This is a genomic window from Brachybacterium vulturis, from assembly GCF_002407185.1.
GTDB classification, from domain to species: Bacteria; Actinomycetota; Actinomycetes; order Actinomycetales; family Dermabacteraceae; genus Brachybacterium; species Brachybacterium vulturis.
On sequence record NZ_CP023563.1, the window covers coordinates 240,942 to 255,353 of the forward strand.

At 73.4% G+C, this 14,412-nt stretch carries 10 protein-coding genes; 7 read left to right on the forward strand and 3 right to left on the reverse strand.

Features of this window, described 5'->3' with window-relative positions; translation table 11 throughout:
- Positions 1–17 precede the first annotated feature (17 nt).
- The 4 genes from CFK38_RS01095 (at position 18) to CFK38_RS01110 (ending at position 7,271) form a co-directional block, all read left to right on the forward strand.
- Complete coding sequence (locus CFK38_RS01095; protein WP_096801411.1) at positions 18–1,793, forward strand: MinD/ParA family ATP-binding protein; 1,776 nt, start codon at positions 18–20, stop codon at positions 1,791–1,793.
- 78 nt (positions 1,794–1,871) lie between these two features.
- The gene (locus CFK38_RS01100; RefSeq protein ID WP_096801412.1) at positions 1,872–4,967 is read left to right on the forward strand and encodes a DEAD/DEAH box helicase; all 3,096 of its coding nucleotides are present in this window, start codon (positions 1,872–1,874) and stop codon (positions 4,965–4,967) included.
- A complete protein-coding gene (locus CFK38_RS01105) occupies positions 4,964–5,671 on the forward strand; it encodes an SWIM zinc finger family protein (protein ID WP_096801413.1) in 708 nt (235 codons plus the stop codon). Before CFK38_RS01100 ends, CFK38_RS01105 begins: the two co-directional genes overlap by 4 nt.
- A 28-nt stretch (positions 5,672–5,699) precedes the next feature.
- Entirely contained in the window at positions 5,700–7,271 is a 1,572-nt protein-coding gene (locus CFK38_RS01110) for a serine hydrolase domain-containing protein (protein ID WP_096801414.1), read from the forward strand.
- A 7-nt stretch (positions 7,272–7,278) separates the two neighbouring features.
- Here the strand turns inward: CFK38_RS01110 and CFK38_RS01115 are convergent, their stop codons facing one another.
- A complete protein-coding gene (locus tag CFK38_RS01115; RefSeq protein WP_096801415.1) occupies positions 7,279–8,571 on the reverse strand; it encodes a serine/threonine protein kinase in 1,293 nt (430 codons plus the stop codon).
- Between the two features lie 117 nt (positions 8,572–8,688).
- On the opposite strand from CFK38_RS01115, the gene CFK38_RS01120 reads away from it, so the two are divergent.
- Complete coding sequence (locus tag CFK38_RS01120; protein ID WP_096801416.1) at positions 8,689–8,970, forward strand: hypothetical protein; 282 nt, start codon at positions 8,689–8,691, stop codon at positions 8,968–8,970.
- A gap of 61 nt (positions 8,971–9,031) precedes the next feature.
- Here the strand turns inward: CFK38_RS01120 and CFK38_RS01125 are convergent, their stop codons facing one another.
- On the reverse strand, positions 9,032–9,856 hold the full coding sequence (locus CFK38_RS01125) for an alpha/beta hydrolase (RefSeq protein WP_096801417.1): 825 nt from the start codon (positions 9,854–9,856) through the stop codon (positions 9,032–9,034).
- A 74-nt stretch (positions 9,857–9,930) separates the two neighbouring features.
- Positions 9,931–11,142, reverse strand: a complete 1,212-nt coding sequence (locus CFK38_RS01130; RefSeq protein WP_096801418.1) for an MFS transporter — start codon at positions 11,140–11,142, stop codon at positions 9,931–9,933.
- Between the two features lie 180 nt (positions 11,143–11,322).
- On the opposite strand from CFK38_RS01130, the gene CFK38_RS01135 reads away from it, so the two are divergent.
- Positions 11,323–13,269 (forward strand): solute carrier family 23 protein, encoded by a 1,947-nt coding sequence (locus tag CFK38_RS01135; RefSeq protein WP_096801419.1) that lies wholly within the window; start codon positions 11,323–11,325, stop codon positions 13,267–13,269.
- Between the two features lie 82 nt (positions 13,270–13,351).
- A complete protein-coding gene (locus CFK38_RS01140) occupies positions 13,352–14,338 on the forward strand; it encodes a malate dehydrogenase (RefSeq protein ID WP_096801420.1) in 987 nt (328 codons plus the stop codon).
- The last annotated feature ends 74 nt before the right edge of the window (positions 14,339–14,412 follow it).

Below are 14,412 nucleotides of genomic sequence, written 5' to 3' on the forward strand. Positions count from 1 at the left end.
ACGCGGAAGGAACCCAGATGATCGCGCAGGCGCGGATCACCTCCGACACGACTGCCACCGTGCATCTCGCCGAGGAGACCGTCGAGGTCTCCGGTGCGGACCTGCCGGAGATCCGGGACCGTGTGAAGCAGGCCTTCATCGCCGCGGCCAAGTCCGCCGACGAGGATCTCGACGTGGTCATCGTCGAGCCGGATGTGCGACACCACCTGCGGGTCGAGCCCTCGGGACGGATCACCGGCCGGGAGGCGGACGAGCGCCCGGTCCACGGCCCCGGGATCGACGACCCGCTGATCGCCCCGCCCACCGACGACATCGCCGAGCTCCGCGGGATCGCTCAGGCGCCGCTGCGCCCGCGGACCGGCCCGCGGACCGGCGAGCACGCCGCGATCGGTTCGCCCAGCACCGGGGAGCACGCCGCGATCGGCTCCCCCACCACCGGGGAGCTGCCCACCGTGCGCTCGCACGGCGGGAGGCGGCGTCGCGCTGCCGCGATGCCGCCCTCGGCCCGGCCCGCGTCGGCCGGGAGCCCGGCGTCCGGGTCGCACTCCGCCGGGTCGGGGCCCTCCGCCGCCTCACCCGCGACGGCGGCGTCCGCCCCGTCGGCGGCGTCGGCGGCGTCGGCGGCGTCGGCGGCGTCGGCCCCGTCCGCCACCTCCGCGCCCTCCGCGCCCTCCGCCACCTCCACGCCCTCGGCCGCCTCAGCACCGTCGGCACTGCCCGCGTCCTCGGCGCCGTCCGCCGCCTCCGCCGGATCAGCGCCCCCCGCCCCGTCGGAGTCCCCGTCATCGTTCGCTCCCGTCCAGCCTGCCGGGACGAAGCGACCGCTGCCCGCGCGCACGGCCCCGGCGACGGACAGCACGCGTCCCACCCTCCAGGACCTGCAGACCTCGACCGCGAAGCGAGCGCGGGTCAAGGCCACCCGCGGCGTCCCCGGGGTCATCACCCGGCTCACCCGGGGAGCGATCTCGCCGCGGCCGAACAAGCGCGAGCGGCGCGAGACGGAGCGCCTGGAGCGGATCCGTCGGCCGCTGGACGGCCCCCGCAACATCGCGGTGGTCAACCTCAAGGGCGGGGCCCACAAGACCACCGCCTCCCTGATGATCGCGGCGACCCTCGGCGTCACCCGCGGCGGCAACGTGCTGGCCTGGGACAACAACGAGACCCGGGGGACGCTCGGCTGGCGCGGCATCCCCACCGACCACCACCGCACCGCGGTGGACCTGCTGCACGACATCGACCAGCTGCGCTCCCCCGAGGCCAGCAATGCGGACCTCGATCCGTACGTGCGCCCGCAGGGCGGGATGCGCTTCGACATCCTCGCCTCCGACGAGGATCCCGGCTCGGCCGCCTCGATCGACGCCGCCGCCTTCGGCGAGCTCAACGATGCCCTCTCGCGCTTCTACCGGATCAAGGTCATCGACACCGGCAACAACGTGCGCGCCTCGAACTGGCTGGCGGCCGTCAGGAGCGCGGACCAGCTGATCATCGTCTCCACCGTGCGCGAGGACACCTTCAACGCCGCGGCCTGGATGATCGACGAGCTGCGGGCGACGGGGCTGGCCGAGCAGGTCGACAACGCGGTGACGATCCTGTCCCACTCCTCCAGGCGGAAGCTCGATGCGACGCTGCGCGACCGGCTGCGGGCGCATTTCGGTGCGCACACCCGCGCGGTCACCGAGGTGCCCTACGAGCGGCAGTTCGTCGACGGCTCCCACCTGGACTGGGATCGGGTCTCCCCGCGGACCAAGGAGGCCTGGCTCGACGCGACGGCCCTGATCATCGACGGCCTGTGAGCCCGCGGGAGCCGGCCCTGCGTCCACCGCCGGGCACCGGGGCCGACGGGTGTCGGGCGCGACGCCTAGTCTGAGCCCATGCCCGTCCGCCGCCTCCACCTCGTCGTCGACGAGGATCTCGGCCCTGCCCTGTGGGTGCGCGAGCAGACCGGGCCCCGGCGCTCGCGTGCGCTCGAGGACCTCGCGTCCCTGCGGCGCGATGCCCCCGCACCGATCGCCGAGACCCTCGCCGAGGCTCCGGACCAGCTGCGGCACCGGGTGCGGGTCCCCGGGCGCGACGGCGATCGCCGGGTGCCCGCCCTGCCGCTGTCCGGCACCGCGCTGACCGGGCTCGTCGGAGCGGCGACCGGCCTGCTCGAGGAGCGCTTCGGCGAGGAGCTGGAGGAGCAGCTGGCCATGCTGGTCGGCGACGGCGCTGCGGCCCGGCTGGCGGACGAGCTGATCGCCATGCCGGACCTGGTGGCGGCGATCGTGCTGGACCTGCGCGCACGGTCGCTGGTCGAGCAGCGCCATCTGCGGGCCCGGGCGGGGGAACGGTTCGGGCGGCCGCTGATGCAGTGGCGCGCGCCCGAGCAGGACGCCCCACCGATGCTGCACGCCCTGGTGGACGGGCACGCCCGCGCCGCGTTCGCCGCGCACCTGCGCCGTGCCGAGGCACCGTCGGAGGACCGCCACGGCGTGCTGTGGGCCCTGGCCGACGAGGGCGAGCTGCGCGCGGACCTCCCCGCCCAGCGCCGCCTCACCGCCGCCTTCGACGCCTACGTGGACTCCGGCCGGCCCGGGGTGACGCTCGGCTCGCGGGACAGCGAGGTGGTGGTGCGGCTGTTCCAGCCGCCGGTCGGGACCGCCTGGCCCCTGCAGACCTGCCTCCGGGAGGTCGACGGGACCGTGCATCCCGTGGCGGACCTGCGGGCCGTCGGCGACCTCACCACCGCCGGGGCCGCCGAGGCCTCCGCCGCGGTGATGCGGCTCGCGCCGACGGTGCGCGGCGCGGCCGTGGACGAGACGGGGGTGGACTGGCTGCTGACCACCGCCGAGGCCTCCGCCTTCCTGTCCCATGACACCCCCGCCCTCGAGGAGGCCGGGCTGACCGTGCTGCTGCCCCGTGACTGGACCCGGCAGAAGACCTCCGTCCGCCCGCAGGAGGTCGAGGAGGAGCCCGGCGAGCGCAAGGGCTCCGGAGTGGGGCTCGGGGCGATGGTCTCCTTCCGGTGGCGGGTCGCCGTGGGCGACACCGAGCTCACCGAGGAGGAGATGGAGGAGATCCGCGAGGCGCAGTCGGAGCTGGTGCGGCTGCGGGGGCAGTGGGTGCGGCTGGATTCCAGCACGCTGCGCGCCGCGGAGAAGTTCCTGGACGCCTTCGGCTCGCGGACGCGCGGAGAGAGGAAGGAGCAGCGGCGAACGGGCAGCTCGGCGCCCGGGCCGGCGACGCCCGGCCGCCTGCTCGAGGCGCGCCCCGCATCGGGAGCGCCCCCCGCCGCGGCGGGTCCGCCGGACCCCGCGCCGGTGCCGGCCGAGATCGCGGGCCGGGCGCCCTGGATGGAGATGTTCTCGCTGATCCTGTCCCCCGAGGCGGCGGACGTCGACTTCGGGGTCACGGCCCTGCTCGCCGGCGGCGAGACCGGCCTGGCCCGGCTGATGCCCGGCGCATCGGGCCCGTTCCCGCACCCGCCGCCGCGCAGCCTGCGGGCCACGCTGCGGCCCTACCAGGTCGACGGCCTGAACTGGCTGTGGGCGCTGGACCGGCAGCGCCTGGGCGGGATCCTCGCCGATGACATGGGGCTGGGCAAGACGATGCAGGTGCTCGCCCTGCTGTGCCGGGAGCGCGAGGGCACCGTCGGCGGGGAGGAGGGGGAGCCGCCGACCGGCTCCGTCGGCCCCACCCTGCTGGTGTGCCCGATGTCCGTCGTCGGGGCCTGGCAGCGCGAGGCCGCGACCTTCGCCCCCCACCTGGACGTGCACGTCCACCACGGCGGCGACCGGCGCCGGGACGCCTCCTTCGTCACCGGCGCCGCGGAGAAGGACCTGGTGATCACCACCTATTCACTGCTGGCCCGCGATCTGGCCCTGCTCTCGGCGGTCCCCTGGCACCGGCTGGTGTTCGATGAGGCCCAGCATGTGAAGACCCCCGCCACCCAGGTCACCCGCGCCGCGCGCACGCTGCAGGCCGCTCGCCGGCTGGCCCTGACCGGCACCCCCGTGGAGAACCGGCTCGCGGACCTCCACTCCCTGATGGAAGTGGTCAATCCCGGGCTGCTGGGCAGCGCGAAGAGCTTCCAGGAACGGGTGGCGACCCCCATCGAGGAGGAGGGCGACGGCGCCGCTCTCAGCCGCCTCAAGCTCGTCACCGGCCCGTTCATCCAGCGGCGGCTGAAGACGGACCGCTCGATCATCGCCGACCTGCCGGAGAAGATCGAGCTCAGCCGGGTGGTGAACCTGACCGCCGAGCAGGCGGGGCTGTACGAGGCGATCGTGAACGAGCTGATGGTGGCGATCGACGGCGCCGAGGAGAACCAGCGCCGCACCCTGGTGGTCTCCGCCATCACCCGGCTGAAGCAGGTGTGCAACCATCCCGCCCACTACCTCGGTGACGGCTCGCCGCTGGTGCGGGACGGCGAGCACCGTTCGGGCAAGCTCGAGCTGGTCGACGACCTGCTGCAGACCGCCTTCGAGGAGGGCCAGAAGGCGCTGCTGTTCACGCAGTTCACCGCCTTCGGGCACCTGCTGGTCCCCTACTGGCAGGAGAGGTTCGCCGAGTTCGGGATCGACGTGCCCTTTCTGCATGGCGGCGTCTCCAAGCACGATCGCGACCAGATGGTCTCCGAGTTCCAGCAGCACCGCGACCGTCCCGGCCTGATGCTGCTGAGCCTGCGCGCCGGCGGCACCGGGCTCACCCTCACCGCCGCGAACCACGTGGTCCACCTGGACCGCTGGTGGAATCCGGCGGTGGAGAACCAGGCCACCGACCGGGCGTTCCGCATCGGTCAGCGCCGCGACGTGATGGTGAACAAGCTGGTCAGTGCCGGCACCGTCGAGGAGAAGATCGACACCGTGCTCGAGGACAAGCAGGCGCTGGCGGAGCTGACGGTGGGACCCGGCGAGGACTGGATGGCCTCCCTCGACGATGACCGGCTCTTCGACCTGCTCTCCCTCGACGAGGAGGACGGACCATGAGCATCGCACTGCGCTCCCGCCGCGGAGCAGTGGGGACGAGCTGGCATGCGGTCGCGCTGCGCGAGGGCGCGGAGCATCTGCTGGGCCCGGCCCGGACGGGGCGCGGGAAGGCCGACGCCCGCGCCGGTCGGGTGCAGTGGCTGGACGTCGACGCCGGGGTCGCGCGCGGCGACGTGCGGGACGCCGACGGCGAGCTGTACCAGGCCCGGCTCGAGCTGCCGGCCTTCCGCCCGGACGACCGGCGGGTGTTCCTCCAGGTGGCCCGCGCGCATCCGGAGCTGCCGGCACGCCTGGCCGCCGGCGAGTATCCGCAGCAGATCGAGGCGGAGCTGGCCGCCTCGATGGTGTCCCTGCTGCCGCGGGACGCCACCGAGCTGTTCCATGACTGCTCCTGCCTGGACTGGCCCGGCCCCTGCCGGCACGTCTCCGCACTGCTGTACGTGCTGGTCGAGGCCGTGGACGAGGCGCCGCTGCTGCTGCTGACCCTGCGCGGTCTCACCCTCGAGGACCTGGTCGCGCCCGCGGGGCCCGGGGCACGGGCGCCGGGGCCGGAGCCCGCCGACGGCGCCGAGGGCACGGCCGCCCCGACCGCCGCGGCGCCCGCCGCCTTCGACCCCGCCCGCGCCGACCCGGCACGGCTCGCCGAGGTGGTCGGCGAGGAGGTCGCCGCGGTGATCCACCGCTTCTTCACCGGGCCCGCCTGAGGTCGCCGCAGGCTCTACAGTGACAGTCATGCCTGAGACCAGCCTGCTCTCCCCCACCCTGCCCTCGTCCGTGCTCGACGCCGTCTCCGCACTGTTCGACACCGCCGTCGCCGAGCACAGGACTTCGGGTGTGACCTGGGCGATCATCGGCGGCCACGACCACCAGCAGGCGGTGCTGGCCCATGGCGCCGCCGGTCACCGCGAGCTGACCGGCGGCCTGCCCGCCGCGAGCACCGCACCGATGGACCGCGCGACCGTCTCCCGCATCGCCTCGATGACCAAGTCGTTCACCGCCGCGACGATCCTCGCGCTGCGGGACGAGGGCCGCCTGCGCCTGGACGACCCGGTCTCCGCCCACGTCCCCGAGGCCGCCGGAGCCTTCGACCTCGCCGCCGACGAGCACGAGCCCACCCTGCGCCAGCTGCTGACCATGAGCGGCGGCCTGGTGACCGACAACCCCTGGGGCGACCGTCAGCAGGCGATGACCCGCGAGGAGTTCACCGCGACGCTGCGCGGGGGCCTGGGACATGTCCACCGCGTCGGCACCGGCTTCGAGTACTCCAACACCGGCTACGCGCTGCTGGGACGCGTGATCGACGAGATCACCGGCGGCGACTATGCGAGCGAGATCCGGCGGCGCTTCCTCACCCCGCTGGGGATGACGGCCAGCGGCTGGTCCGGCCAGGAGATCGACGCCGCGCAGCTCGCGACCGGCCACCGCCTCGCCGACCGCACCGACGCCACCCGCTTCGAGCCGGTGCCGCTGGACGGCCACGGCGTGTACGGCGCGATGGCCGGGCTGTTCTCCACCGTCGACGACATCGCGGCCTGGGTGCGCTTCCTCGCCGCGGCCGATGCCCCCGACGCCGCCGCCCGGGAGACCGGACCGCTGGCGACCGCCTCCCGCCGCGAGATGCAGCAGCTGCACCGCCACCATCCGCTGGGCTCCCTGCCCGCGGACCCCGAGGACCCCGCCCGCACCTCCCCGGGCTTCGACCGGGTGCGCGGCTACGGCTACGGACTGGTCGTGGAGCACTTCCCTGATCTCGGCGAGGTCATCTCCCACTCCGGCGGCTACCCCGGGTACGGCTCCTTCATGGTGTGGCACCGCGATTCCGGCGTGGGCGTGGTGGCGCTGGCGAACTCGAAGTACGCCCCGGCCACCCCGCTGTCCATGCAGACCCTGCGCCTGCTGCAGCGAGAGCTGCCCGCCCTGTTCGCCCGGCGCCCGCTGCAGGCCGCGCCCCGCACCGTCGAGGCCGCCGAGGCGGCGCTGGCCTGGCTGCGCGGGGTCGCCGGCGCGGATACCGATCCCGACCCCCTCGCTGATGCCTGGTTCGCGGACACCATGGATCTCGACGTCCCGCGCGCGGAGCGGCGGCGCCGGCTCACCGCGGCGCTGGCGAGGGCGGGGCTGGACGCACCGGTGCTCGAGGAGCTGCGGGCCGAGGGGGCCCAGGTGCTCAGCCGCGCCCAGCTCCGCTGGACGGTGCCCGGCCGCGGACCGGGCGCCCCGTCGCTGCGGATCGAGCTGCTGATGGATCCGCGCCGGGACGGGCTGGTGCAGTCCCTGGACACCACGACGATCGGCGCCCGCTGAGCCAGGGTCAGCAGGAGGCGAGCCCTGCGCCGTCCGAGGCCGCGGCGCAGGAGGCGTCGATGCTGCTCACCGCCGCGCCGTCGAACGGACCGGCGGCCGACGGCTCGCCGAAGACCAGCAGCAGCGCGATCGCCACGATCGCCCCGAGCACCAGCGCCGAGACCGTCCCCAGCGCCACCGCGATCATCGTGCTGCGCCGGTTCGTGCCGCTCCCCCCGGTGGGGCCGGTGCTGGACTGCGTCGCGGGGTACGGATGCGGGCTGAACGGCACGCTCTGCGGCGAGGGGGCGCCCTGCGGGGAGGGCTGCTGCACCCACTGCGGTCCCGTCTGCGGGGAGAGGGACGGGGAGCCGGAGCTGAAGCCCTGCTGGACCCGCCCGGACCGGATCGCCTCCATCGAGGGGCCGGCCGCCGGGGGCACCGGGTGCTCCGGGCGGACCGCCCCGGGAGCATCGGGCGGCAGCGGGTCGAGGGTGTCCCGCAGATCCAGCGGGGCCCCGTCGGCATGGGTCAGCGGGTAGCCCTGCGGCACCCGCGGCAGGTCGCGCCGCACGCTGTCGGCATCCTGGTAGCGGTCCTCGGGCTGCGGCGCCACCAGGCGGCGGATCACTGCCGAGAGCTTCGGGGTGACCCCCTTCAGGTACTGGTTCAGCTCATCGGGCCGGAAGGAGCCGTCGTGCAGCTTGATCGGGCCGTGGAGCGCGACCATCGCCACCACCCCGGCCGCGTACAGGTCGTGGGAGGGCACCGGCTCGGCCATCGAGAACAGCTCCGGGGCCATGAAGCCGGGGGTGCCGTTGACCATGCCCACGTGGGTGAAGCGCACGTCGGTCTCGTGGACCGCGATCCCGAAATCCGCCAGCCGGGAGACCGGGAAGGCGGTGCCGCGCGGCTCGAACATGATGTTCGCGGGCTTCACGTCACGGTGGATCCAGCCCTCCGCGTGGACATGGGAGAGACCGTCCAGCAGCTGATCGAGGATCACCACCACGGCGGGCTCGGCGAGCTTGCCCCGCGTCTTCACCACGGACTCGAGCGTGCCGCCGGAGGCCAGCGGCATCGCGATCACCACGTGCTCGTCCTCGGCACCCCAGCCGTAGGGGGTGAGCAGGTGCGGGTGGTCGAAGCTGACGCCCTTCTCCCGGACGAAGCGCATCAGATCCGCGGAGTCGCGCTGACGCAGGACCTTGGCGGCGCAGAGCCGCTGGGACTTGGAGTCCCAGGCGCGCCAGACGGACCCGGAACCGCCCTTCGCGATCAGATCGATGAGCGCGAAGCGCCCGACAATAACGTCAGCCATAGTATTTCCAGCATAACCTCAGGGTGCACAGCGGCGTTATGCTGACGGTGATCTGTGCGCCCCGGGGAGCACCGCCATAAATCCCGGGCGTTCTCGTCGCGATCTCAGGGGGCAGCAGTGGGCATCGTCGCAGGAGCCGCGCCGTTCGCCGCGGGCGCCCCGTTCTGGGAGCCGGTCGCCTTCTCCTGGCCCGTGCTGCTGATCCTGTCCGGCATCTGCCTCCTGCTGACCATCGGCTTCGTGGTGTGGACGGTGCTGCAGCCGGACGAGCCCGAGCACGACACCGCCGCACTGGTCGACAAGGCCACCCGGCAGGACCGTGAGACCGCGGCGACGATCCGCCGTCGGCTCGACGCGGACACCGGGCGCGCGGACGCGGCCGAGCCCGAGCTGCGGTGACCGGGCGGTGCCGAGCGGGCGCCGATGAGCGGGTCGCTCTCCTGCGCAGGCGCGGCCGCGGTCAGTGCGCGGCGCCCGCGGTCTCTTCCATGCCCATGGCCCTGCGGGCGGCGTCGATGAGGAAACGGCGCGCCTGCTGGGAGTGCGGACCGGGGCCGGCGATCGCGACCTGGTCACCGCCGCCGGCGATCTCGAGATGCCGGTGCCGGGCACCCGCCGCGGTGAGGGCGGCGTCCAGGCGGCGGCCGTCCTCGACCAGCACGCACTGCGACCCGGTCACCAGCTGCACCGGCGGCAGGTCGGAGAGCTCGCCGTGCAGCGGGCTGAGACGCGGTTCGGTGCGCGGCACGGCGCCGGCGTAGAGCCGGGCGGCCGTTGCCCGCAGATCGTCGGCGTACTCCTCGCGCGTGAGATCCACCCACGGCGAGGAGAGCAGCAGCGCGGCCGGGGAGCCCACCTCGGACGCGGCGAGGACCTGCGCCACGGCGAGCGCGAGCCCGGCGCCGGCCTCATCCCCGGAGAGCACCCAGCATCCGGGCCGCAGCGTGGCCTGCACCGAGAGCGCATCGAGCGCGTGCAGCACGTCCTCGATCGCGGCGGGGAAGTTGTGGCGCGGGGCGAGACGGTAGTGGATCATCGCCCCGGCCGCACCGGTGCGGCGGGCGGTCTCCTCGAGGAAGTTCCAGGTCTGCGCGCTCTCCCCTGCGACATAGGAACCGCCGTGCAGATGGACGATGGTCGCGGTGCTCGCGAGGTGCGGATCGATCCAGGTGACCGGCACCTCGCCGTGCCGACGCCGCTCGACGCGCGCGGGGGCGGCGAGGGCACGCGGAGGCAGGGACGGCCGCTGCGAGGCCAGGATGCGCAGGGTGCGGACGAGGCTCATGGGTGCATCCTCCCACGGATCAGGCTGTTCCTCGCAGGGAATCCACCGCGCCCCGGCATCGTCTCCCGGGGAGGTCAGGACCTGATCTCGTGGTCGACCAGGCGCGGCAGCCCCACCCGGAAGCCGGCGACGGCCAGCAGCAGACCGGTCCCGGCCAGGAACCACAGCACGACGCCGGAGGATCCGGTGGCATCCATCAGGAGGCCCGCGGTGATCGGACCGAGCGCGGCCAGCAGATAGCCGATCGGCTGGACCATGCCCGAGAGCCGGGCGGTGACCAGCGGGGAGCGGGTGCGTGCGGGCAGCAGTGCGATCGCGGTGGGGAAGGCGAAACCGCCGATGCCCAGCACGCACGCCCACAGCATCGGGCTGACCGTCGGCACCAGGAGCAGGCCGAGGTAGCCGGCGGCGTTGAGCAGGCCGAAACCGCCCACGATCCAGGGCAGGCCCGGGACCCGTGCGATCACCGTCGGCATCACCAACCCGCCCACCAGGCCCCAACCGGCGATCACCGCGACCAGCACGCCGGCCCGTGCGGGGCTGATCCCGGCATCGGTGAGGACCAGCGGGAGCATGCCGAACTGGGTGTAGGCGTTCAGCGACTGCAGGGCGAACATCAGCGTCAGAGCGATCGCGGTGGGCGAGCGCAGCAGCGAGCCGCCGATCTCGCCGTGCGCCGGGGGAGGCGGGAAGTCGTGCCCGGTGCGGGCGAGCACCATCGCCCAGACCACCACCGGCACCGCGATCACCATCCCCCAGACCAGCAGGGAGTCCTTCCACCCGTCGACCGCGGCGCCGGCCAGCGGCACCGCGAGCGCCGAGGCGGCCGAACCGCCGATCGCGAGGGTCGCGCTGTACAGCGTCATCAGGCCGACGGTGCGGTTCCCGCCGTGCAGCTTGATCCAGGCCGGCACCAGCACGTTGCCCAGCGCCGGGCCCAGCAGTGCGAGCCCGGACAGCGCCACGAACAGGGCGAAGGCCTCGCTCGCGGGCCGCAGCAGCAGGCCCAGCGCGGCCACCACGAAGGAGGCGATGATCGTGCCGGTCAGCCCCATCCGACGCGACAGCGGGACGGCGAGCAGCCCGAACGCACCGAAGATCAGCGGCGGCAGGGCGGTGAGCAGACCGGAGGCGAACGCTCCGCGCCCGTAGGCATCGACGATCTGTGTCATCAGCGGCCCGACGCTGGTCGCTCCCGGGCGCAGGTTCACGCCGACGGCGAGGACAGCGATCACCGTCAGCAGGATGCCGAGGGGTCGAGGTCGGCGGGGCGCAGGGGTCGTCACCGTACTCTTCTACCCCGCATCGTCGGCCTCGGCCACAGGATGACGGGGATCTCACGTCCCCCTGCCGGGGCCGCGCCCGCGGCAGCGGCCGGCAGAGGCCTACGCTGGTGCGCGGCCCGCCCCGGCCCGCTCCCGCTCCCCACGTCGAGGTCCGTGCTCGACGGATCCACAAGGACCCCCATGACCACCGCCGCAGTCCCCGCGCCCCTGCCCGGCACCACCGCCCCGCGCCGCCATCCCGTCGACCAGGTCCCGCCGGCGGGTCGGCTCACGGTGCTCTCGCTCCAGCACGTGCTGGCCTTCTACGCCGGTGCGGTGATCGTGCCGCTGCTGATCGCCTCCGGGCTGGGCCTCACGGCCGAGCAGACGATCCACCTGATCAACGCCGACCTGTTCACCTGCGGCATCGCCACGCTGATCCAGTCCGTCGGCTTCTGGAAGGTGGGCGTGCGCCTGCCGATCATCCAGGGCGTGACCACCACCGCGGTGAGCCCCATCATCGCCATCGGCCTGGCCGCGACCGGCGGCGAGGGCGGCGCCGAGGGGCTGCCGATGATCTACGGCTCGATCATCGTGGCGGGCCTGTTCACCTTCCTGGCCGCCCCGTACTTCGCGAAGATCCTGCGATTCTTCCCGCCGGTGGTGATCGGCACGGTGCTGACCACCATGGGCATCACCCTGTTGGGCGTCTCCGCGGGGGACATCACCAACTACGCCGAGGGCACTCCCGCCACCCGCGACATCCTCTACGCGCTGGGCACGCTCGGGATCATCGTGCTGGTCCAACGGTTCTTCCGCGGCTTCCTGGGCACCATCGCGGTGCTGCTGGGGCTGGTGATCGGCACCGCCGTCGCGGTGCTGCTGGGGGACACCTCCTTCAGCGGCGTCACCGAGGCCTCCGCCTTCGGGGTGACCACGCCCTTCTACTTCGGCGTGCCCACCTTCTCGCTCACCGCGATCGTCTCGATGATCATCGTCATGCTGATCACGATGGTGGAGACCACCGGTGACGTCTTCGCCGCCGGGGAGATCGTCGGCAAGCGGATCCGTCCGAAGAACATCTCCGAGGCGATCCGTGCGGACGGCCTGTCGACCCTGCTGGGCGGGGTGCTGAACTCCTTCCCCTACACCTGCTTCGCGCAGAACATCGGCCTGGTGCGCCTGACCCGGGTGAAGTCGCGCTGGGTGGTCGCCGGAGCCGGCGTGCTCATGATCGTGCTCGGCGTGCTGCCCAAGGCCGGGGCCGTGGTCGCCGCGATCCCCTCCCCCGTGCTCGGCGGCGCCTCGCTGGCCCTGTTCGCCTCGGTGGCGCTGGTGGGCATCCAGACCCTGTCCAAGGTGGACCTCACCGACAACCGCAACTCCGTCATCGTCGGCACCTCGCTGGGCCTGGCGATGCTGGTCAGCTTCAAGCCCGACATCGCCGGGGTGTTCCCCGCCTGGGCGCAGGTGTTCGTCTCCTCGGGGGTGACCGTCGGCGCGATCACCGCGATCGTGCTGAACCTGGTGTTCTTCCACATCGGTCGCCAGCGCGGGGCGCACATCGCCACCACCGCCGCGGGCGAGCGGATCGGCATCGCCGAGGTCGATGCGATGGACCGTGAGACCTTCGTGGCCACCTTCGGGTCGCTGTTCAACGGCGCCACCTGGCCGCTCGAGCGGGCCTGGGAGGCCCGCCCCTTCACCGACGCCACGACTCTGCGCGCCGCGATCGAGGAGGCGGTGCTCACCGCGGAGCGCTCCGCGCAGGATGCCCTGGTGCGGGCCTACCCGGACATGGCCACCCTGATCACGGCCGACGAGGAGCAGGCCGACGCCATCAGCCAGGACGTGGGCTCCTTCGCGCTGGAGAACCTGTCGGACGAGGACATCCTCGCGGTCCGCGATCTCTCCACCCGCTACGCGGAGCGGTTCGACATGCCCTTGGTGGCCTGCCTGGGCCGCACCGACTCGTTCCAGGCGGTCATCGAGAACGGCGTGCGGCGCCTGGACCACTCCCGCGAGCACGAGCGCCGGGTCGCGCTGACCGAGGTCGCCGAGATCGCGGGGGACCGCTTCGGCATCATGGTGGCCGACGCCAACCCCGTCGGCTCGGCCTGGATCCGCAAGTTCGAGTCCCTGCAGTGACGCAGTGACGGCGTCGTCGACGACCTCGGTGCTCGCGTAGTCTGGCGGGGCATCCCGATCGACGACGATCCAGGAGATCGATATGACAACGCCAGTCACCGTGACCGTCACCGGGGCCGCCGGGCAGATCGGCTATGCCCTGCTGTTCCGCATCGCCTCCGGCCAGCTGCTGGGCCCGGACACCCCCGTCTCGCTGCGGCTGCTGGAGATCCCTCCAGGGGTGAAGGCCGCCGAGGGGACCGCGATGGAGCTCGATGACTGCGCCTTCGGGCTGCTCGCCGGCGTCGACGTCTTCGACGACCCGACCGCCGGTTTCGACGGCACGAGCATCGCCCTGCTCGTCGGCGCCCGCCCTCGCGGCCCGGGCATGGAGCGCAGCGACCTGCTCGAGGCCAACGGCGGCATCTTCGCCCCCCAGGGCGCAGCGATCAATGCGGGCGCCGCGGAGGACGTCAGAGTCCTGGTGGTCGGCAACCCGGCCAACACCAATGCCCTGATCGCCGCCGCGCACGCCCCCGATGTGCCGGACGACCGGTTCACCGCGATGACCCGGCTGGACCACAACCGGGCGCTCAGCCAGCTCGCCGCCCGGACCGGCACCGCGGTCACCGACATCGAGAACGTGACCATCTGGGGCAACCACTCCGCCACCCAGTACCCGGACATCTCCCACGCCTCGGTGGCCGGCCGACCGGCCCTCGAGGTGGTGGATGACCCGGCCTGGGTCACCGACAGCTTCATCCCCACCGTGGCCGAGCGCGGGGCAGCGATCATCGACGCCCGCGGGTCCTCCTCGGCCGCCTCCGCGGCGAATGCCGCGATCGACCACCTCCACGACTGGACGCACGGCACCCCCGAGAGCTCCTGGACCTCCGCCGGAGTCGTCTCCGACGGCTCCTACGGGGTGCCCGAGGGGCTGATCTCCTCGTTCCCGGTGCGCTCCTCCGGAGGGCGCTGGCAGATCGTCCCCGACCTGGAGATCGACGACTTCTCCCGGGGCCGGATCGATGCCTCGGTGGCAGAGCTGGTCGAGGAGCGTGACGCGGTCCGACGCCTCGGTCTGCTCTGATCCGCCGGCAGCCGGACGGCACCGGACGGCTGCGGGTCTCCCCCGGGCGGGACGAAGGACCCCGCTCCCGATCC